The organism is Rhizobium sp. BK060 (assembly GCF_014193145.1).
GTDB lineage: Bacteria > Pseudomonadota > Alphaproteobacteria > Rhizobiales > Rhizobiaceae > Rhizobium.
On sequence record NZ_JACHYW010000021.1, the window covers coordinates 93,777 to 114,362 of the forward strand.

Consider the following 20,586-nt stretch of genomic DNA (forward strand, 5'->3'; position numbering starts at 1 on the left):
TTCTCAAGGGTGACATCGCCGACACTGTCGACGATGTAGGTGTCGTTGCCCGTCCCGCCGATCAGCGTGTCGGCGCCAGCCCCGCCGTTCAGCGTATCGGCGCCCGCGCCACCGGTGATCGTATTGGCGAGAGCGTTGCCGGCGCCGGCAAAGTTGCCGGTGCCGGTGTAGGTCAGGTTCTCGACATTCACCAGCGCGGCCATCGAGTAGGTCGCAAGCGACGTCTGGATCTCGTCAGCGCCCTCGTTCGCATTCTCGAGCACAATGTCGGTCGCAACATCGACCACATAGATGTCGTCGCCCACCCCGCCCGACATCGTGTCGGAACCAGCGCCCCCGATCAATGTATCTTTGCCCGCAGCCCCCGTGAGCCTGTCGGCAGCAACACCGCCCTTGATGACGTTGTCGAGCGCATTGCCGGTGCCAGAAAAGGCTGCTGCGCCGGCGTAACTAAGATTCTCGACATTGGCGCCTAGTGTGTAGGCGGCCAGGCCCGTCTTTACGGTGTCGATACCCTCGTCGGCATTTTCGACGACGATGTCCCCGGTGCTGACGACATAGGTGTCGTCGCCCGCGCCGCCCCTCAGCGTGTCGACCCCCGCCCCGCCGATCATGACGTTGTTCAGTGTATTGCCGGTGCCAGCAAAGGCAGATGATCCAACGTAGGTGAGGTTCTCGACATTGGCACCCAGCGTGTAGCTCGCGAGGTAGTACGACTGCACGTACACCGTATCGGTACCCTCGTCGGCACTTTCGGTGACTGTATCCCCGGCACTGTCAACGACATAAATGTCGTTGCCGATGCCCCCCGAAAGCGCATCCTCTCCCGTCCAACCATCCAGCCAATCGTCGCCGGCGTCACCAAGGAGCGTGTCCGCTCCGGTGCCGCCACTCAGCCTATCGTTGCCGGCATCACCGGAAAGCGTGTCGTTACCAGCCCCGCCAGTGATGATGTTGTCGAGGCTGTTGCCCGCACCGGTGAAACTGCCGCTGCCGATGAAGGCCAGGTTCTCGACGTTGTCGATCGCCGCCAGGGAATAGCTTGCAAGAGCGGTCTTGATGTCATCGGCGCCGCCGGCGGACGCCTCGACCACGACGTCGTCGAGAGTATCGACGGTGTAGGTATCGTTACCCGCTCCACCGATCAGTGTGTCGGCGCCGGCGCCGCCATTCAGGGAATCGGACGCTGCCCCGCCAGTGATCACATTGGCCGCGGCATTGCCGATGCCGAAAAAGTTGCTAGTGCCCGTGTAGGTCAGGTTCTCGACGTTGGCGCTGAGTGTATAACTCGAGAGCGCCGTCCGGACCGTGTCCGTCCCCTCGTCCGCGTTCTCGGTCACGACATCGTTCGCAACATCGACGACGTAAATGTCGTCGCCCACCCCGCCCGACATCCGGTCCAATCCGGCGCCGCCGTTCAATGTGTCATCGCCGGCACCGCCGGTAAGCGAGTCATTTCCGGCATTGCCCCACAGGGTATTGTTCACCTCGTTGCCGACAATCGTATCGCTGCCGGAGCCTGCCAGAACATTCTCGATCAGCGATGCAAGGTTGTCGTGATAAAGAAGCGCGTTGAAAATGTTACCGCGAGCATAACCATTGTTCGGGCCACCTCCCAGATCGGCCAGCTGGAGTGAGGAAAAGACCGAGTAGCCGCCTGCTCGCAAGTCGATTTTAAGGCTGGTGGTATAGGCGCTCAGATCATAGGTGTCGATGCCGCCGCCGTCCCAGATTGTTGCGAAGATCCTGTTGGCATCGGGCGTGATGGCCGCGACCCCGTTGACATAGGTGACGCCTTCGTTCGGCTTCCACTTGTAGACGGTATTGCCACTGTTGGTCGTGTAGTCCGCACCATACATTTCCTGCAGGGCGGCGATATCGAGCATCATGAAGGTCTGTGGCGCGCCATTCTGCTCGTATTTGTAACCAGTCGCATTGTCTCCGACATATGTACGGTAGGTCATGATCGTATATTCGACGGAATCGTAGGCGTCGGGCACGATCACCGAATTGCTTGTGTCCGCTTCATGACCATGTTTCAGACCGAGGGCGTGACCCAGTTCATGCGCCAATGTATGGCCTGCATAGTTGCCGAACTCCGGATAGCGATAATCATCGGCCGTCCAAGCATATGCCGTCCCGAACCAGATATCGCCGCTGCTGCTTCCAGTACCTGGTTCATAGGCCCATGCCGTATCAGGAAGCCACGACTCGGCAAACCGCACCGTTGCGGTGTCCGCGCCGCCAGCCACGAAACTGGCGTTCGTAAATCCCTCCACGGAGAAGCCGTCATTTGCCGTGTTTCCGTAGGATTGTTCCATAAGGAACAAGGCAGCAGAGCGCTGTTGCGAGGAAATCGAAGAGAAATCGTAATCTTTCTCGCCACTATAGGAGTACGACGTCGAGCTGGTGGGAAACGCATAGGTTATCGTGCCGTCCCAGGCATAGCCGCTGATAACGCCATCAATTTTCTGATCCCCCGTCAGGCTGACGTTCTTTGTGGGAGTAATAATGTCCGTCATGAAATCACCGCTTACTTATGCCACCTTACCGTGCGTTGGGTCGGCTCACCTCCCCACCCGCACGACGCTCGGCTGAAAATGGAAAATTAGGTCCGGCCGCACAGCGCCGCCGGCAGAAAACCGACGACAACCGTCATGATTGGCTCCCTGACCTGCGCTCGTGCGCAAATATTTTAAGAACGCAATTTGCCGCAAACACGCCTTTAGACCCTCAAAATCATGATATTCTTTGAACTTACCGACAAAAACGAGAACGCCACAGCAGTCGCGACGTATTTATAGCCACTATATTTTGACGATCCTTTATCGCTCATGAAGCGCCTCGTCAGCGACCTCAACCAATGGCGAGAACACATACTCCAATATTCTGCGCTGGCCGGTGCGCACCTCCGCAACAGCCGCCATACCTGGCGACAGTTTCACATCTGCACCGTCAGCTTGAATGTGATCGGCCTTAAGGCGCAGCGTAACAGGAAAGACCAGATTTTGTGTTCGCTCCGCACCACCAAAGGCTGCCCCTGACTGCCTCGCGATGGGGTCGCCCTCACGTCGGGTTGCGTCTGGCTCCGGGATGGCATCGGCCGCAACCTTCACGACGACGGCTGAAACCGTCCCGTAGCGCGTGAACGGAAAGGCCTCAAGTTTCACGACGGCTTCCTGGGCCACTTTGATGAAACCAATGTCCTTGTTGGGCATATAGACCTCAAGCTCCAGCGCGCTGTCTTCAGGCACGATCCGCATCAGGTCCTGGCCAACGGTGACCACCTGCCCGAGGCCGGTCACCGACGAGGACTGCACAGTTCCATCGATCGGACTGCGCAACGTCATCTGCTCAAGAGAATTCTTTGCCTTCGCCAGGCGCTCCTCCAATTCGTCCGCGCGGCGCTCGGCGTCGCCAAGCCGGTCAAGCTGATCGCTTAGAAAGGCGCGTTCTGTTTTCCGTTTCTCGCTCGCGAAGACATTTATTGCAGCCTCGGCGTCAGCAAGCTGACCCTGCCGTATCGCCAACTGCGTCACCTGCTCCTTCATCGTCTCCGTTGCATCGATGACGCTTGCCATTGTACCCGCGTCCTTCGAAGCAAGTGTACTGCGCATCATTACGCGCTCTTTGAGGGTCAAAACGAGGGATTCTTGCGCGGCGACTGTCACTTTGAGCCGATCACGCTCCACTTCCTTCTGGTGCTGCTGCGCGTCGAGTGAGGCGATAGTCGCGTCATATCGCTCAATATCGCCACGAAGAATGCCATTCTCGCGCTGCTGCAGCTCAAGGCCAGTACCCTTGTCCCAGTTGACGTCCGGAACCGATCCCGGTGCTTGTTGCGAACGCACGAACTGGATGGCAGCCCTGCGGCGCTGAACCTCAGCCTTCACGGATGCGAGGCCCTTTGAGGCGTCCCTTTCGTCCGCGAGAGCATCCGTCGGATCAAGTTCGAGCAGAATGTCGGCCCGGCGCACGTGATCGCCGTTTTGTGGTGGCAGCGCCTTTACCTTGCCCGTCAGCAATGGCTGCACGACCTTGACGCGGCCAGTCGGCTGGATCTTGCCTTGCGCAGAAGCGATGATGTCGATGCGGCCAAGATACGACCAGACCAAGGCAACTGTGGTGAACAGGCAGATGATCAAGATCAGCGTCATGCGTATGGGTGATGGCGGCGTTTCCAGAACTTCAAGCGCTGGCGCCAGAAATTCGTGATCCGAGCGTGTTGCGGGCCGTCGCGGAAGAGGCGAATGGCGGGAGGCGTCAGCGACTGCGCTCATGCCACTCCCCTGTCGTTCTGCAATGCCCAGAGACGCGAATAAAGGCCATCTGGCCTACCCAGCAATTCGTCATGGCTGCCGACCTCGGCAATCCTCCCGTCGGAAATGCCGATAATCCGGTTGCATGGCCTGACGGCGGCAAGCCGGTGCGCGATGATGATCACCGTTCGGCCCTTTGCGATCTGGCGCATGTTCGTCTGAATGACGCGCTCGCTTTCGTAGTCGAGCGCACTTGTTGCCTCATCGAAAATCAATATCGGCGGATTGGTCGCAAGGGCCCTTGCAATGGCGATCCTCTGACGCTGGCCGCCGGACAGGTTCGCGCCGCGCTCCTCAATCATCGTGTCATAGCCCTGCGGCAGCCTTGTGATGAATTCGTCAGCACCAGCGAGCCTGGCAATAGCAATGACTTGCGCCCGCTGCATTGCCGGGTTTGAAAATGCGATGTTGTCGTGAATCGTGCGGTTGAACAGAAGGTTCTCTTGGAGAACCACTCCTATGTGGCTTCGAAGCCAGGCGGGATCGAGTTGCGAAAGATCCGCCCCGTCGAGAAGGACCTGCCCCTCCTCCGGGATATAGAGGCGTTGGACGAGCTTGGTCAGCGTCGATTTTCCAGAACCTGAAGCGCCGACGATGCCGATCACTTCTCCGGGTCTGATCTCAAGCGATACGTTTTTCAGGACCTCCGGGGAGCCAGGCCGATAGCGGAAGGTGACATTTCGAAACTCGATATGCCCTCTTGGAGCCGGCAACGACAAACGAGCGCCAGGCTGACGCTCCATCGGCGTGTTCAGAATGTCACCGAGCCGATCGACGGAGATCTGAACCTGCTGAAAATCCTGCCAGAGTTGGGACAGCCTCAAAACCGGCTGCGTGACCTGGCCGGCAATCATGTTGAAGGCAACCAGCGAGCCAACCGATAGCTCGCCATCGATGACGGCCTTGGCGCCGAAGAGAAGAAGAGCTGCCGTCGAAAGCTTGCTGACATATTGAATGGCGTTTTGTCCGCCGGCGCTGAGAAGCGTCGTATCAAAAGCTGTCCGCACATAGGCTGCAAGCTTCTCCTCCCACTGTGCCTGCATCACCGGTTCCACCGCGGCGGATTTGACCGTGTGGACACCTACGATCGCTTCGACGAGAAATTGCTGGCTGGCAGCACCTCGATTGAATTTCTCTTTGACGAATTCGCGAAGCGGTGGCCTCACCGCCATGCCGATCAGGATGTAGATCGGAATCGCGGCAATGACGATCAGCGTCAAGCTCCAGGAGTAAGCAAAAAGAACCGCGATGAAGACAAAAGTGAAAACGACATCAAGCGCCGAGAACAGTCCCTGCCCGGTCAGAAACGCACGGATAGTTTCAAGCTCGCGCACCCTGGCAACCGTCTGTCCGGCCGAGCGGGTCTCGAAATAGCCGAGAGGCAGTCGCAAAAGATGGTGAAACAGCCGTTGTCCAAGTTCGACGTCGATCCGGTTCGTCGTGTGCGCCAGCGCGTAGGTTCTGAGATATTGAAGCACGACATCGAAGAGACCGATGATCGCAATGCCTGCGACCAGCACGAAAAGTGTCGAGTAGCCTTTGTGCGTCAGTACCTTGTCGACCACCACCTGAAAGAACAAGGGTGTGACCAGCGCAAATATCTGAACAAACAGCGAGGCAAGCAGAACATGTGCGAGTGGCTTGCGGTAGCGCCAGATCGACGGCAGGAACCACTTAATGCCGAACTCCCTGGGATCGGATCCTTCACCGCCGATCCGCCGGCCGATGAGGATCACACGCGAACCGATTTCGTCCAGTATATCCGACGGAGCAACTTCCCGATCAGCGCGCGTTATCGGATCGACAAGTCTGTACTTTCCTGATGGATTCAAACCGCCGAGCACCTGAAAGGAGCCGCTGCGCACTTTGACGATTGCCGGAACCGGCATGGATCGAAGGCGGTGCTCCGTGACCTTCTCCACGACACGCGCCTTAAGGCCAATGATCTTGGCTGCTCGCTGGATGTCGATGGCTTCGGATGTCCGCCCCTTCAGCCCCAGATCGTGCTGAAGCTGGACTGGGTCAGCGGCAATCCGGTAGAACGCAGCGATACCGCAAAGCGCACGAAGACCGGAGTCGTGATGCTGCGGAACGATGCCATCCATGCGCGAAATCATTCTCCCTTAAGCTGCAGATCGGCGCTTGCGGCGGCAAACCGTTCACTCCAGCCACTTTCCCCCGATGTAGCTGACTCATAGTTACAACGCCATGGAGATATTGGCGCTAGCAATATTTCGGGATGGTTGTGGCCGAGAAATCACGAAACACGACTAACAGACAGTTTTTTGTACTCAAGTCTCCATCCCACAAGACGGCATGTCCGGTTCCCTGGCTGCGCTGGCTTGCCCAATACTTGCGCGTGCGAGTGTAGCTCGGGCTTGCCGAGCCGATTCTCATGACAGGAGGACGACCCGTCTCAGATTGTGGAGAAACTTTTGTTGGAATCGATGTTGCTGAGCTGGAAAATACGATCGCTATTGCCGACTCGGGCCGGGACGAAGAAATCACTATTTCAATGGGTTGTGAAGGGTGGATGCCAGCATGTGCCCCATAACCCATCGGACGACCGCAAAGCTTATGATGGGCAGTCGGCTCGTCACTTCCCTTGGTAGCCCTGGCGCTGATTGCCCGGCTTGCCAAGTAACGATGGCAGGATGCCGTCGTGGCGGTTAGAATCTGCCTGGATGCAATTCCTGGAAATGTGTCTTCCCATGATGCTCCCGCTCATTCACGCGGCCAAGGAGGCCGGTACTCAGGTAATTGCGGTCGCGTACTGAGCTGTGATGGCATTTCCCCGGAGACCGGAGCGCGGGCGTGACCACCACGAAGCACTTTCGACATCAAGCAGGCATACGAGCTTCGGCAACCGGGCGGCGGAACAGCGAGGGTTGGCCGAACACGGTCGCCTCACCGCCCTGCCCTCGCCAATGACCGAGCAATATCGACGATGTCATCGCGCGAGGCGGTTGGATCTTCCCTGTACCAGGCAACCCCGAGCCCGATCCGAAAGTCGATCCCCTTCACCTTCTTCAGCTCGAAGGCGCAGTTCGGAAGCTCCAGCGTCCATTCCGGCGCAAAGCCGACGCCAAGCCCGGCCGAGACGAGCGATACCAGCGACCAGGTATCATCGCAGGTGTAGGCGATGTTCTTGGCGAGGTCGTAGGCCTCGAACTTCTCATTGAAGTAGCGTTCGGTGAACGACAGGTTCTGCCGGGAAAAGGCAATGATCTTCTGATCGCTGAGATCGTCGATGCTGATCTCGTCGCGCTCCGCCAGCGGATTGGAATGGCCAACCGCCAGATAGTAACGCTCATGAGCAATCGAGAAGAAGCGCAACGAGCCGATGTTTTCCACCGGGCGGATAAAGCCGAGATTGATCTGGCCGCTCTCGAGGTTGCGGATGATGTCGCCGGTGTTGCCCGAGGCGATATGGATCTTCACATCGGGGAACTTGCGGGCGATTTTCGACAGGAAGGTTGGCAGCATGCCTATGGTGGCCGGATAGACGGTGCCGATCTTAATCTGGCGGAGGCGACTGCCGCCGGCAGCCCGCGTCAGTTCGGTGATCGACTTCGCTGAGGATCCGCACACAGCGATCATAGAAGGTCTCGCCTGCCCTGGTCAGTTCGACCCGCCGGGTCGAGCGGATGAACAGTGGGCATCCCAGCTCCCTTTCCAGCGCCATGACATGATTGCTCAAGGCCGGCTGGGCAATCCGCACCTTCGCCGCCGCCCTGCCGAAGTGCAGTTCCTCGGCCACCGCTTTGAAATAGGAGAGTTGGCAGCTTCGGGATTGAAAATATCTACGCCTAATTAGGGACTGTCAGTCCGTCCATGGACACGCGACAAACCATCGGCTGGATCTGCGCCGCCTGCGGGTTGCGAAAGGTTTGTCTCAAGAAAAGCTGGCTCTCGAGTCGAATATTGATTGGTCGTACGTAGGACGCGTCGAGCGCGGGAGAGAAAACGTAACTGTCGCGACACTCGACTCGTTGGCGAGCGTGCTGGCGGTTAACGTCGGCGCGCTGTTTGAAGAGATCAAACCAACCGAGAAGAAGCCCGCCCCTCTGCGTTCAGGGCGAAAGCAGCGAACGACCGACGCGCGGTAAAGGAGTCGCCCAACCAGCGGTCTCGTAGAAGATGGATGCGGAGTTCAGATCGAACGACACAACGTCGGTCAACTATTCTTCGCCTGAAGGGAAACGAACCATCTTCTCTTATCGCCTTGGAAGCTAAGCCCTTGTAGCTGCTGGCCTTCGCGCCAAGCTTATGGTTGCGCGGACTTCCTGGCCTTTGTCAACATATTAGACTTTACTCCCCTTCTATTATCATCAGATGCCGTATCGATCGCGACCACGAACCCTGCACCGCCGTACCTGCGCTGACGAGACAATCCGAAATACGACCGCTCGGACGATGGCTCGTTGAAGAATGGCGGGAGGGATGGCGCGGGCATGTGCCAAAGAGCGAGATCCCGGCGCCTGGCACAAATTTAGTTTTGCCGACCAGGGCGCCAACAGAGAGGCTTTCTCACGGCGCTGGTATGGTGCACTCCACACCGGTTCGGTCGTGGACGCTCGGCCAGAGTATCGACGGCTTTCAACCTTGCGGAAAATCGCCGGAACGTATGCTCTTTGGAACGGCGCCTCTATCGCGCAAACATCGAAGTATTGGCTCCCTTGGCAGACGTTTTGGGTGGAAGCAGGCGAACTTCTGACAAGCGATCCTTAGTAAAGCCTCTGTCGATTTGACGAGGCGCACTACAACGCACCCCACCACTTTTCCACATAGCGAACGCCCAAACGTCCCTAATTAGCTGCTGGTCGTTGTCATTGGATGTCAGACCGGCTAAAGGGCGCAGGAAAATCTGCGATCGACCAGAGCGCCTTCAGATAGCATTCTGGTTCCTAGGCTCAACAGCAAGTCGTAATGACGCAAGTACGGAGACTGAAGTGGCGAAGAAAGCGTTGATAACGGGCGTAACTGGTCAAGATGGCGCCTACCTCGCAGAACTGTTGCTGAAGAACGGGTACGAGGTTCATGGCCTCGCACGGAGATCAAGCACGTCAGATGTCAATCTCAGCCGCCTCCAATGGCTAGGCATCGAACGGGAAGTTCGGATCGTCGACGGGAACTTGCTGGACCTATCCGGTCTCATCCGGACGATGCGGGATGTAAAGCCTGAGGAAGTCTACAACCTCGCTGCCCAATCATTCGTCAAGTCCTCGTGGCAGCAGCCATTCCTTACCGGCCAGGTTACTGGGCTTGGTGTGACCAATGTGCTGGAGGCGGTTCGCCTTGAGAAGCCGGACGCGCGTTTCTACCAGGCATCGTCCTCCGAGATGTACGGCCTCATCCAGGAACCGATGCAGTCTGAAACGACCCCATTTTATCCGCGCTCGCCTTATGCTGTTGCCAAGCTCTACGGTCATTGGCTGACGGTCAACTATCGCGAAAGTTATGGATTGCATGCATCGAGCGGCATCCTTTTCAATCATGAATCCCCTCTCCGCGGCATTGAGTTTGTGACCCGCAAAGTGACGGACGCGGTCGCGCGCATCAAGCTAGGTCTGGCGAAAGAACTTCGGCTTGGGAATATCGACGCGAAGCGCGATTGGGGGCACTCGAAGGACTATGTCCGTGCCATGTGGCTTATGCTGCAGCAGGACGTCGCTGACGACTATGTGATCGCCACCGGCCGCACGACCACTGTGCGAGACATGTGCTCCATCGCATTCCAGCACGCCGGATTGAAGATGGAGGACCACTTGATAATCGACCCCGACCTGTTCCGCCCTGCAGAAGTGGATGTATTGCTCGGCAATCCGCAGAAGGCTCGTGACAAATTCGGCTGGGAGCCCAAGATCAGCCTTGAAGAAATGATTGTCGAGATGGTCGACGCCGATCTAAAGCGGTTGAGCTAGTTTGTCTGCCACCAAAACTGCGAGTATCGTATGCTGCGGGAAGATCGCATTCTAATTACCGGAGCTAATGGGTTTGTTGGAACATGGCTCCAACGCGAATTCAAGAGACGACAGATACAAGACGGCCGCAATTTGACTGTCATAGCAGTCGGTCACGGAAGCGGGGCAGACCGGGCGACCGATATAACGGATCGGGGTCAAGTCGCAGATTTGATCGAAGAGTGTCGTCCGACCGCCGTCATTCATCTCGCGGCGGTTGCCGCTCCAGCAGAAGCTCGCAGGCTGCCGCGGCGCGCTTGGGATGTGAATTTCCAAGGCACGATGAATCTTGCTTACGCCACAATCGAACATTCCCCTGACGCACGGTTTATCTTTGTGGGTAGTTCCGAGGCCTACGGGGCCTCATTTATTGACGCAGCAGGGGAAGCAGTGCGCGAAGATCGCCCACTCAAGCCGATGACTGTATACGGGGCGACAAAAGCCGCCGCTGATATAGCGGTTGCCCAACTTGCCTACGAGGGGCTGAAAGCGATCTGTTTTCGTCCCTTCAATCACACGGGGCCGGGACAGACAGATGCCTATGTCGCCGCCGCGTTCGCTCGGCAACTCGCTGAGATTGGAGCGGGAACCAGACCCCCTCGTATGGAGGTTGGAAATCTGTCGGCGCTGCGAGATTTTCTGGATGTTCGGGATATCGTGCGCGCGTATACGGACGCGGCACTGATGGAGGTCCCTCCGGATGCGCTTGGCAAGGCATTCAACCTATCGTCCGCGCGACCGATCCAAATTCAATCGATACTCGACATGCTCATCGATCTGTCCGGACTAAAAGTGGACGTCGAGATTGATCCGAAGCGACTCCGAGGACCCGAAGTCGCCGTGGCTTCCGGAGACAATCAAGCAGCTTTCAAAACGTTCGGGTGGAAGCCGGAAATTCCATTAGGCAGTACGCTCAGTGATGTGCTGGAGGATTGGAAAGCGAGGAAGAAGCCTCAATGACTGTGCTGACCGGAGACCTATCATGTTTCCCAATGGCGGAGATGACGTTTGCTCAGTAGTATCTGGAGATACCGACACTTCATTATTTCCTCCATAAGGGGGGAATTGCGTGGGCGCTTCGCGCGCTCACGACTGGGTGGCTTGTGGTTTATTCTTCACCCGTTGGCGCAGGCATTGATATTCTCGATCGTCTTGGCAGAGGTCATGCGTGCGAAAATGCCGAACATGGCCAATCCTGCCGCCTATCCGATCTATCTCCTTTCTGGCATGGCTGCCTGGGGCTTGTTTACGGAGATTCTAACGCGAAGCATGAACGTTTTCATCGAACAGGCGTCAACACTGAAGAAGATTTCGTTCCCGCGCCTTTGTCTTCCAATCATTGTCTGGGGCAGCGCCCTTATCAATCACGTTCTACTGCTTTGCTCCATCGCCTTCATTTTTCTTTTTTTCGGCCATTTTCCAGGCCTTGCATGGCTTTACGTGATACCAGGAATGCTCCTAATTTCGGTACTGGCATTTGGTATCGGGGTGTTTCTCGGAGTACTGAATGTTTTCGCCCGTGATATCGGCCAGCTAATGACGGTTGTTATGCAACTGTGGTTCTGGTGCACGCCCGTCGTATATGTAGCAACCGCTGTCCCTGAAAGATTTCAGTTGCTGCTGCATCTAAATCCCATGATGCCGCTGGTGGCCCTATATCAGAACGCGCTGCTCCTCGATGAGGGCCCACATTGGGGCGACCTATGGCCCGCAATATTGATCGGAGCACTCATGGTTTCGCTTTCCTTTTTCGTATTTCGGCGCGCCAGTGCCGATCTCGTGGATGCTCTCTGATGAGCTGCGTACTAACGGTTGACAGGGTCGACAAACGCTATCCGACCTATAAGAGTAATCTTCAAAGGTTTGCCAATTGGTTTGGAGCCTCGTTTTCCCCAGCCTCAGAATTTTGGGCGAGCCGTAACATTTCGTTACAGGTCCAGCAAGGTGAAGCAGTTGCCCTAATTGGTCAGAACGGCGCCGGCAAGAGCACGCTGTTGAAAATGGTCACTGGAACAGTTCGACCCAGCAGCGGCAATATCCATGTCTCGGGCCGGATCAGCGCGATTCTGGAGTTAGGACTTGGTTTCAATCCGGAGTTCACGGGCCGCCAAAACATATATCAAGCAGGTGGCCTCATGGGCTTTTCACAGCAGGAGCTTGATGGCCTGATACCCGCGATCGAAGCGTTTGCGGAGATTGGCGAATTCTTCGATCAGCCCGTGCGTGTATATTCGAGCGGCATGCAGGCCCGGTTAGCGTTCGCGCTCGCGACAGCCAAACGTCCGGACATTTTGATCGTGGATGAAGTATTGTCTGTCGGTGACAGCTATTTTCAACACAAGAGCTTTGACCGCATAAGGCACTTCAAGGAAGAGGGCTCCGCGATCCTTCTTGTGACGCATAGTCTTGGAGATGTAAGAGCGCTGTGTGATCGTGTCATTCTTCTCGACAAGGGTGCCGTCCTGAAAGACGGACCGACTGACGAGGTGGTGGATTACTACAATGCGATGATGGCGGATCGCGAAAACCTTGGTGAAATGACTATCGAGCAGAAGCGGGATGCTAACGGATGGCTGCGCACACGCTCGGGAACGTTCGACACGATCGTAAGAAATGTCGAACTGCTCGACACCGCAAGTTCGATGGCAGTATCTACGGCAGTGGTTGGGCAAAAGTTGACGCTGCGCGTCGAACTCGAGGTCCAAAATCCAGTTCCCAAAATCGTTCTGGGCATCATGTTGCGGGACCGCACAGGGCATGTCGTGTGGGGTACTAATACATCGCACACGAACCAAACGCTGGTTGACCAAGAAGCTGGGCAGCATATCCGTTTCGATACGGAATTCGACTGCAACCTCGGGCCAGGGTCGTTCAGTTTTACGACAGCGATAACTGGCTCAGACAGTAATCTCGATGGAAATTATGACTGGCAGGACAACGCACTTGTCTTCGATGTCGTCAATACATCGCTGCCCTTCTTCGTAGGCTCTAATGCCATTCCAGCTAGAATTAACATCGCGAGAGTAGATTAATGGACAGCCTTGCACGAACGCTCATGACCATCAGTTGCACGGACTGCGATCAAATCCCGAAGATCGCTGATGCAGGACACGTCATTGAGACTCCGGACGGTCCGGTGCAAATAATGCACAATGGTATCAAAGTCGCGGCGGGCGGATATCATGGCGATTGGATGGCGCATATCATACGCGCGCTCCGGGGACATCACGAGCCACAAGAAGAACTGATTTTTGATAGCCTGCTCCGCCTATGCCGACATAACTCGGTTATTGTAGAACTTGGAGCGTTCTGGGCCTACTATTCTCTTTGGTACCTGCACGAGATACCAGGGTCTCGCGCCATATGCGTTGAACCGGACCCCCGCAATCGCGCAGTGGGCGCGAAGAATATTGCTCTGAACGGTATGACGGGGCGAGCGGAACTACACAGCGCTTGGATCGGAGAAAAGGAAGACGCAGCCTTCACGCTTCACGCGGAGAGCGTAGGCTCCGAACTAACCTTACCTTGCTTCAATATGGACTCTATTTTGAAGCTCTCCGGTGACAGCACCATCGAAATTCTGCACATGGACGTCCAAGGTGCGGAGGTACCCTTCTTGGGTTCGATTGGCCGCGCCATACAAGCCGGGCGGATACGATTCCTTGTTGTCTCAACTCATCACAGCTCCATTTCCGGTTCGAGAACAACCCACGGTGACTGCGTCGAGAAGATCAGACAATTTGGGGGACGAATCTTAGTTGAGCACGATGTCCAGGAATCATTCAGCGGCGACGGCTTGATCGTCGCAACCTTTTTCGCCCAAGACAAGTTTGTCGAATTGCCTGCGATTAGCCGCAACACCGCGCGTCGCTCTCTATTTCCGGAACTGTGATGTTTACCTCCTACGCGCAAAATTTCGAAGACGTAATTCTTTGGCGGGCATTAAAGCATATTGAGAACGGCTTCTATATCGATGTCGGCGCCCAGGATCCCCTAATTCATTCTGTTAGCCGCGGTTTTTATGAGCTTGGCTGGCGTGGGATCCATGCAGAGGCAACATCAAATTACGCTTCCAAGCTGCGAACAGATAGACCGGACGAGGCCGTTGTAGAAGCTGCGATCGGCGCTAAAGGCACGTCGCTGCGCTTCTTCGAGATTTTTGGAACGGGACTGAGTACAGCCGACGAGAGCATCGCAAAGACGCATGAGGACCGCGGTTTCAGAGTCGTTGAGACCTTGGTTGCCTCCATGCCGCTTTCCACATTGCTGGACCGCGCCAATGGAAACGATATTCACTGGCTAAAGGTCGATGTAGAAGGCATGGAAGGAGATGTTCTTGCGAGTTGGCGTCCATCGCAGGCGCGACCTTGGATCGTTGTAGTAGAAAGCACCGCCCCATTATCACAGGCGGAGACACACGCTCTGTGGGAAGACAATCTATTGAGCCTAGGCTATCAATTTGTCTATTTTGATGGACTGAACCGCTTCTATGTAAGTGAACTGCATCCAGAACTCATTCCATCCTTTGGACTAGGTCCCAACGTTTTCGATGAGTTCATCCTCGCTGAACATGTGCCCTATGCTGCGGGGCTACGGTCCTTGTTGGCAGAACGCGATCAACAGTGGCGCGCCTTGCAGGAAGAGCTTTTGGACTCTCGCAACCAAGTAGCCGACGCACAGGAGAGGTTGCACGAGATCTATCAGAGCCTTTCATGGCGCCTAACACGGCCACTTCGCGGGGTTTCAGCATACCTGAGACGCGTGCCGGCGTTAACGCGACAAAGCACGGGGGCAATACTTGAAGCGGCAATTCGTTGGCTTTCCAGGCACCCCCGATGGAAGGATCGATGCTTGCAGTTACTGCGCTGTTTTCCCTGGATGAGAAATAGACTGGAGGCCTTCGCCAATGCTCGCGGATATGCCGCCCGGCAAGAGCACGATATTGAGGGGCGATGGTACATTGACGCGCCAAAGGGATCGGTCGCGAAATGGGAACGGCTTACGCAAAACCGAATAATAGGCGAGGAGTAACTGCTGATGCGCCTATGGATAGATGGTCAGTGTTTCCAAACGGCAAGCAGAAAGCGGGGAATTGGACGCTATGTGCAAGAGTTGATTCTTGGCATAGTGGATAATCATCCTGACGTCGAACTTCTCGTTTCTCTCAACGCCGCGATGCCTTTGGAGGCCCTCGCCGCTCGCGACCATCTTCAACAGTGGGTCAAGCCTGCAAACATCTTCATGTGGCATGGCATTGCAGAAGGTGGGGAGGCAATCCGTGGCTACACCGAGAGACGGCAGCTAAGCGAGCAAGCACTCGCCTACCATGTCGCGTGCTTAAGGCCCGACATCGCCCTGTCGGCCAGTCCTTTTGAAGGCTTTGGCGACAAAGCTGTTCAACTGTCGCCCAATGACATTTCAGGAATTCCAATCGCATCAATTTTCTATGATGCGATCCCATACCGCCACCCCCAACATTATCTCGCAAGTCCTGCCGCACGCAATTATTACAATAGGCGGCTCGCCCTCTATTCAGAGTACGATCTAAATCTTTGCATCTCCGAATATTCTCAAAATGAATGCATCGAAATTTCAAAAAATCCACGGGCAGTCAACATACTTGCGGGGGTATCGAAAGATTTCGAGGATGCACTCAAGCATGTGGACGCCAAGTCACCAAGACCAACCGAAAAGCGCTTTGTACTTTATGTAGGGGGTTTGGATTGGCGAAAGAATATAGAATCTGCAATTGAGGCTTTTGCACTGCTACCAACCCATTTGCGAGAGCAGTATAGCTTTGTATTGGCGGGCGATCACCCGAACGCTCTTCTGCAATATGAAGAAGAGAGATGGAAAAAACTGGGGCTTGCCGAGCGCGACTTTGTGGCTGTTGGTCATGTAACGGATAGCGAACTCGCTTCACTCTACAAAATGACGGATCTAGTAATTCAACCTTCATTGCTGGAAGGATTTGGTCTTACCGCTCTGGAAGCAATGACCTGCGGTGCACCCGTAATCGCATCGAACACGGGTGCCTTGCCTGAAGTCGTCGGTGATAAAGAGCTTCTTTTCAATCCTGCAGATGTCAAGGACATGGCAGAGGTGATGAAACGCGCGCTCAGCAATCCTGACGCAACGAAAGCTTCCGCCGAGACGCGGCGCATTCGTGCCGCGGAGTTCAGCTGGGCAAAGTCTGCGTGCATCGCTGTTTCCGCATTGAGGCAAACAGCCGACAGAATGCAAGCGCCGAGCAACGCTGGAACCATTTTGACTGCTCAACGAGGGGTGTTGGAGAATCTTGCTGACACGCGGCTGCCGGACCGCTTGCTCGCCGAAACCCTTGCCCGTTCCGAGATTACAAATTCTACCGGACGGCGCCTCATAGTCGACGCGACATCAACATATCGCGTGGACCATAAGACTGGCATCCAACGAGTCGTAAAGAATATTTGCGCCAATTTGGGGACACCCGAACAAGGCGACGGCGTTGAACGGCTCGTGGCTTACAGCGACTCGTCCGACGGTTGGTTTGGTATTCCTAAAACGCTGGAAAAAGCAATCGGCTCGAATGTGTTCACGGACGACACGCGGCTCGAGTTTTCTTCGCACGACCGTATCCTGATGCTCGATAGTTCATGGGAATTCTATCAGGATCACTACTGGACACTGTTATGCGCGCGCCTCAGAGGGGCGGCCGTCATCTCGTGCCTTTACGATATGGTTCCGCTCAAATACCCCGGCATGTGTCACCCCGGTATGCCTCGATCGTTCTCAGCGTGGTTTCAGAAAGCACTTAGCTATTCAACATCCTTTGTGTGTATCTCGAAGGCGGTCGCTGACGAACTGATTGCAACGTTGGAAGCTATCGAGTTTCCTCGTCCGATGAAGATAGGGTATTGGCATCTTGGAGCGGACTTCTCGCAAGGTAGTGTGGAGGCAAGTGTTGGATCCGCTGTTGCAAATGCCCCCCCCGCTTTCATCATGGTCGGAACGCTTGAGCCGCGCAAAGGACATACGGTTGCTTTAGAGGCTTTCGAGACCTTGTGGAGTGACGGCATCGACGTCAAGCTTACTATTGTCGGAAAGCCTGGATGGGGCGTAGAGGGACTAATTCAACGCATCGAAAGACATGCCGAATTCGGTAAGCGCCTGTTTTGGTGCAACGGTATTTCGGATGAGGAGTTGCAGAAGGCCTATGCCGAAAGCAATGCACTCATCGCAGCCTCTTACGCCGAGGGCTTCGGCCTCCCCATTGTAGAAGCTGCCCACTTGGGCAAGTCTGTGATCGCCAGCGACATCCCGGTGTTTCGCGAAGTTGCCGAGCGCGGGCAAGATTGCCGCTTCTTCACCACTGGTTCGTCGCCCGCTCTCGCAAAGGCTATCCGCTCATTTCTAAGGGCTAACAGCAACATGACTCCAAATGTGCAGGGTGAGTCGTCTACAGTTGGCACTATCAGACACTCGATGAGCTGGAAGGAAAGTGCTAACGAACTGCAGCGGATCGTGCTAACTGACGATTGGTACAAGATTTACAAGCCGCGCACGGACAAAACCTATGTGCCGATCAGCGATATCGGCAACACGAAAGTGGACGCGCCGCTGCATTCGAGCGAAACCCGACATGAAATCACGCTGGTTGAGGGACCGGTCGCAGTGAACGGTAACCGTACTCTGAAGTATATGGTACGCATTACGAATCGGTCCGCGAAGGTGTGGGCGAGCGCCAGCTCAAATCATCCCTCGCTCGCAGTGATGATAAGCTACCGCATCTTATCTAAGGACGGAAACACCATCTTCGCAAACAAACCTGGATTGCCCATCCCTTTCGTTCTGCCGCCCGGCGACAGCTTATATATGTCAATCGAAGTTCCCTCGAAATTCAAGGACAAGCGCGGCGCTTTCGCGGACATAGGGCTGGTGCAGGAGGCGGTCGGCTGGTGGAGCAATCCGCTTCGCGTGGCACTATGACCGGCCCACAAAGCAGACGACAGCATGTGGGTAGCTTATAAATGAAAATTGGTGTCGACGCACGCAATCTCGTCACTAGCATGACTGGGATTGGACGGTATGTTCTGGAGATGAGCCGTCATCTAGCGCTCCTTGGCCATCAGGTGCATCTCTACCTGCCGGAAGCTCCATATGGCAACCTCAAGGAACTCTCCGGCACGAAGCTGCGTATTTCGCGCTTTCCCGGCGGGATAAGGCGTATGATCTGGGCGCAGACAGAGTTGCCGCGCCTCGCGGCAAAGGACAAGTTAGACGTCTTTTGGGGGCCGGCGCACCGCCTGCCCTTTGTCCTTGATCGCCGGATTGCGCGCGTTATAACAATCCACGATCTAGTTTGGCGAGATATGCCGGCGACGATGCAGTGGCAGACCTGGCTGGCCGACCGCTGGCTAATGAAACCAGGCGTCTCTGTTGCAGACGAAATCGTCACCGATTCCACGGCGACAGCCACCAATCTGAAAGACCAATTTCCGCGATGCGCTCACAAAGTCAACGTTATCTTTCCTGGATTAACGGCGATCGGCGGAACAGAATTCTCAACGGATATTTCACGGCTCGGGATCGACCGTCCCTACATTCTATTTGTGGGCACGCTGGAGCCCCGCAAAAACCTCCTCAGGTTGTTACAAGCTTACGCGTCATTGCCTGAATCCACGCGCCAGCAATATTTGCTAGTGCTGGCGGGAGGACACGGCTGGAGGCTGGGTGATCTGAAAAAGCACATCGCGAGTCTACAGATTGAGCCGCAAGTGCGACTTACCGGTTATGTCAGCGATGATGACTTGGCGATGCTGTACAGCAATGCGAGGCTACTCGCGATGCCGTCCCTTTACGAGGGCTTCGGCTTTCCCCTTATAGAGGCCAATGCACGAGGCATTCCCACACTAACCTCCAACACATCGTCGATGCCCGAAGTCGCTGGCAATGCCGGTGTTCTCGTTGATCCCGACGATGTGCGATCCATTCGTGACGGCTTGCAGAGCCTTGCAACCGACGACCTGCTGCATGCTCGTCTCGCAGAAAACGCTCGGCCGAATTCCGCGCGATTTAGTTGGTTAGATAGTGCCAGCGCCCTCCAGAGTATTTTTGAAAGGGCGGTTGTCGAACGCCGCGATAGCTTGTGACATTAGGGTGCCGGAGGGCGAAACGGTTTGTCCTGCGAGCGCTCGCCACAGAGTAGGATTCGCGCCAGATAGGGATGGAGGAAGTGAATATGCTTAAAAAAATGGCCTTGTATGTTCCTCAAATAAAGAGGCTCGTGGAGGAGAGAAATACACTTCAGTCCAAACTGAGTTCAATCGTCGACAGGGGAAGCCCCTTTTATAACTACGCCTCTACTTTTGATGCCATCGAAGTTATGAATCGCTATGCCGTTCCCGATCTTCAACCGTCGGCCGATCATCTAACAAACTTCCTGGGCGTGAAAATTGCCCCTCGCTTTTTTCCAGGAATTCTCGATGGCAAAGCGGGAACAGTCGAGCCCATCCCGCTCCCGGCAAATTGGCATGCGGACATCGCCGAATGGGCGGCCGCCTTACGCTCTGTTGATCTGGCAGAGGAGACGTTTAGAGTCTTAGAACTTGGCTGCGGGTGGGGTTGTTGGTTGAACAATACTGGCGCGGCGGCGCGGGGTCGCGGGCTCAGAATCGAGCTGATCGGCATCGAAGGTGACAGCGAGCATGTCGAATTTGCCAACGAGGCAATGGTTACGAATGGCTTCAGGCCGGATCAGTTTCGCATTATTCATGGTGTTGCGGCTACTCGAACCGGAACAGCGCTTTTTCCGAAAGTGGAGAACGCTGGCGCCTCGTGGGGTTCGGAACCCTTGTTCGACGCTACCGATTTGCAAGTTAGGGAAGCAATGTTGTCCGGAGAGTATCAGGTGTTACCAGCTCTCTCACTCGACCAAATTGCGCTTGGGGAACCGATAGATCTACTTCATATCGATATTCAAGGCGGGGAAGCAGATTACATAGATTCTGCCGTCGCGGATTTGAACCGGTATGTGCGCTATATCGTGATCGGGACACACTCTCGACAAATCGAAGGACGTCTTATGTCCACGTTGCTCTCTCACGGTTGGAAGCTCGAAATGGAGCGCCCAGCAATTATACGTCTTGTCGATGGCAAGCCGCAGATATCTGTAGATGGCGTTCAGGGATGGAGATCGCCGCTAAGGTGAATGCTATAACTGCTAACAAGCGGTCCCGGTAGGGACGATGGTTACCCATCGCCCCCCGGCCAGATCCGTACGTGCGGCACTACCGCATACGGCTCCTATCGGATGTTGTGACGGT

Annotated in this window: 12 protein-coding genes and 2 pseudogenes; 10 read left to right on the top strand and 4 right to left on the bottom strand. The window is 55.6% G+C overall.

Annotation, left to right across the window (positions count from 1 at the left end; all coding sequences use genetic code 11):
• The 4 genes and pseudogenes from FHT71_RS21975 to FHT71_RS21990 all read right to left on the bottom strand — a co-directional run.
• Positions 1-2,522 (bottom strand): M10 family metallopeptidase (locus FHT71_RS21975; RefSeq protein WP_183721985.1); only part of this gene is annotated, 2,522 nt, incomplete at its 3' end.
• Positions 2,523-2,825: 303 nt separating this feature from the next.
• Positions 2,826-4,280 carry an HlyD family type I secretion periplasmic adaptor subunit gene (locus FHT71_RS21980; protein WP_183721988.1) on the bottom strand — a complete coding sequence of 485 codons (1,455 nt, stop codon included), beginning with the start codon at positions 4,278-4,280 and terminating at the stop codon, positions 2,826-2,828.
• The gene (locus FHT71_RS21985) at positions 4,277-6,424 is read right to left on the bottom strand and encodes a type I secretion system permease/ATPase (protein WP_183721990.1); all 2,148 of its coding nucleotides are present in this window, start codon (positions 6,422-6,424) and stop codon (positions 4,277-4,279) included. The genes FHT71_RS21980 and FHT71_RS21985 overlap by 4 nt, the downstream gene beginning before the upstream one ends.
• Before the next feature lie 802 nt (positions 6,425-7,226).
• A pseudogene (locus FHT71_RS21990) lies at positions 7,227-8,133 on the bottom strand (LysR family transcriptional regulator).
• A gap of 20 nt (positions 8,134-8,153) precedes the next feature.
• Between FHT71_RS21990 and FHT71_RS21995 the strand changes: the two are divergent.
• The 10 genes and pseudogenes from FHT71_RS21995 to FHT71_RS22040 all read left to right on the top strand — a co-directional run bounded on the left by FHT71_RS21995 (position 8,154) and on the right by FHT71_RS22040 (position 20,471).
• A pseudogene (locus FHT71_RS21995) lies at positions 8,154-8,428 on the top strand (helix-turn-helix transcriptional regulator).
• An 843-nt stretch (positions 8,429-9,271) separates the two neighbouring features.
• A complete protein-coding gene (gmd, locus tag FHT71_RS22000) occupies positions 9,272-10,243 on the top strand; it encodes a GDP-mannose 4,6-dehydratase (protein ID WP_183721993.1) in 972 nt (323 codons plus the stop codon).
• Positions 10,244-10,273: 30 nt separating this feature from the next.
• Positions 10,274-11,242, top strand: coding sequence for a GDP-mannose 4,6-dehydratase (locus tag FHT71_RS22005; protein WP_183721996.1), 969 nt, complete (start codon positions 10,274-10,276; stop codon positions 11,240-11,242).
• Positions 11,243-11,290: 48 nt separating this feature from the next.
• A complete protein-coding gene (locus tag FHT71_RS22010) occupies positions 11,291-12,076 on the top strand; it encodes an ABC transporter permease (protein WP_183721999.1) in 786 nt (261 codons plus the stop codon).
• A complete protein-coding gene (locus tag FHT71_RS22015) occupies positions 12,076-13,314 on the top strand; it encodes an ABC transporter ATP-binding protein (protein ID WP_183722002.1) in 1,239 nt (412 codons plus the stop codon). Before FHT71_RS22010 ends, FHT71_RS22015 begins: the two co-directional genes overlap by 1 nt.
• Entirely contained in the window at positions 13,314-14,174 is an 861-nt protein-coding gene (locus FHT71_RS22020) for an FkbM family methyltransferase (protein ID WP_183722005.1), read from the top strand. Before FHT71_RS22015 ends, FHT71_RS22020 begins: the two co-directional genes overlap by 1 nt.
• On the top strand, positions 14,174-15,313 hold the full coding sequence (locus FHT71_RS22025; RefSeq protein WP_183722008.1) for an FkbM family methyltransferase: 1,140 nt from the start codon (positions 14,174-14,176) through the stop codon (positions 15,311-15,313). The genes FHT71_RS22020 and FHT71_RS22025 overlap by 1 nt, the downstream gene beginning before the upstream one ends.
• Positions 15,314-15,319: 6 nt before the next feature.
• Entirely contained in the window at positions 15,320-18,250 is a 2,931-nt protein-coding gene (locus FHT71_RS22030; protein ID WP_183722011.1) for a glycosyltransferase family 1 protein, read from the top strand.
• Positions 18,251-18,291: 41 nt separating this feature from the next.
• Positions 18,292-19,413: a glycosyltransferase family 1 protein gene (locus FHT71_RS22035; RefSeq protein ID WP_183722013.1), complete on the top strand. Its 1,122-nt coding sequence runs from the start codon at positions 18,292-18,294 to the stop codon at positions 19,411-19,413.
• An 89-nt stretch (positions 19,414-19,502) separates the two neighbouring features.
• Complete coding sequence (locus FHT71_RS22040; protein WP_183722015.1) at positions 19,503-20,471, top strand: FkbM family methyltransferase; 969 nt, start codon at positions 19,503-19,505, stop codon at positions 20,469-20,471.
• Positions 20,472-20,586: the final 115 nt, after the last annotated feature.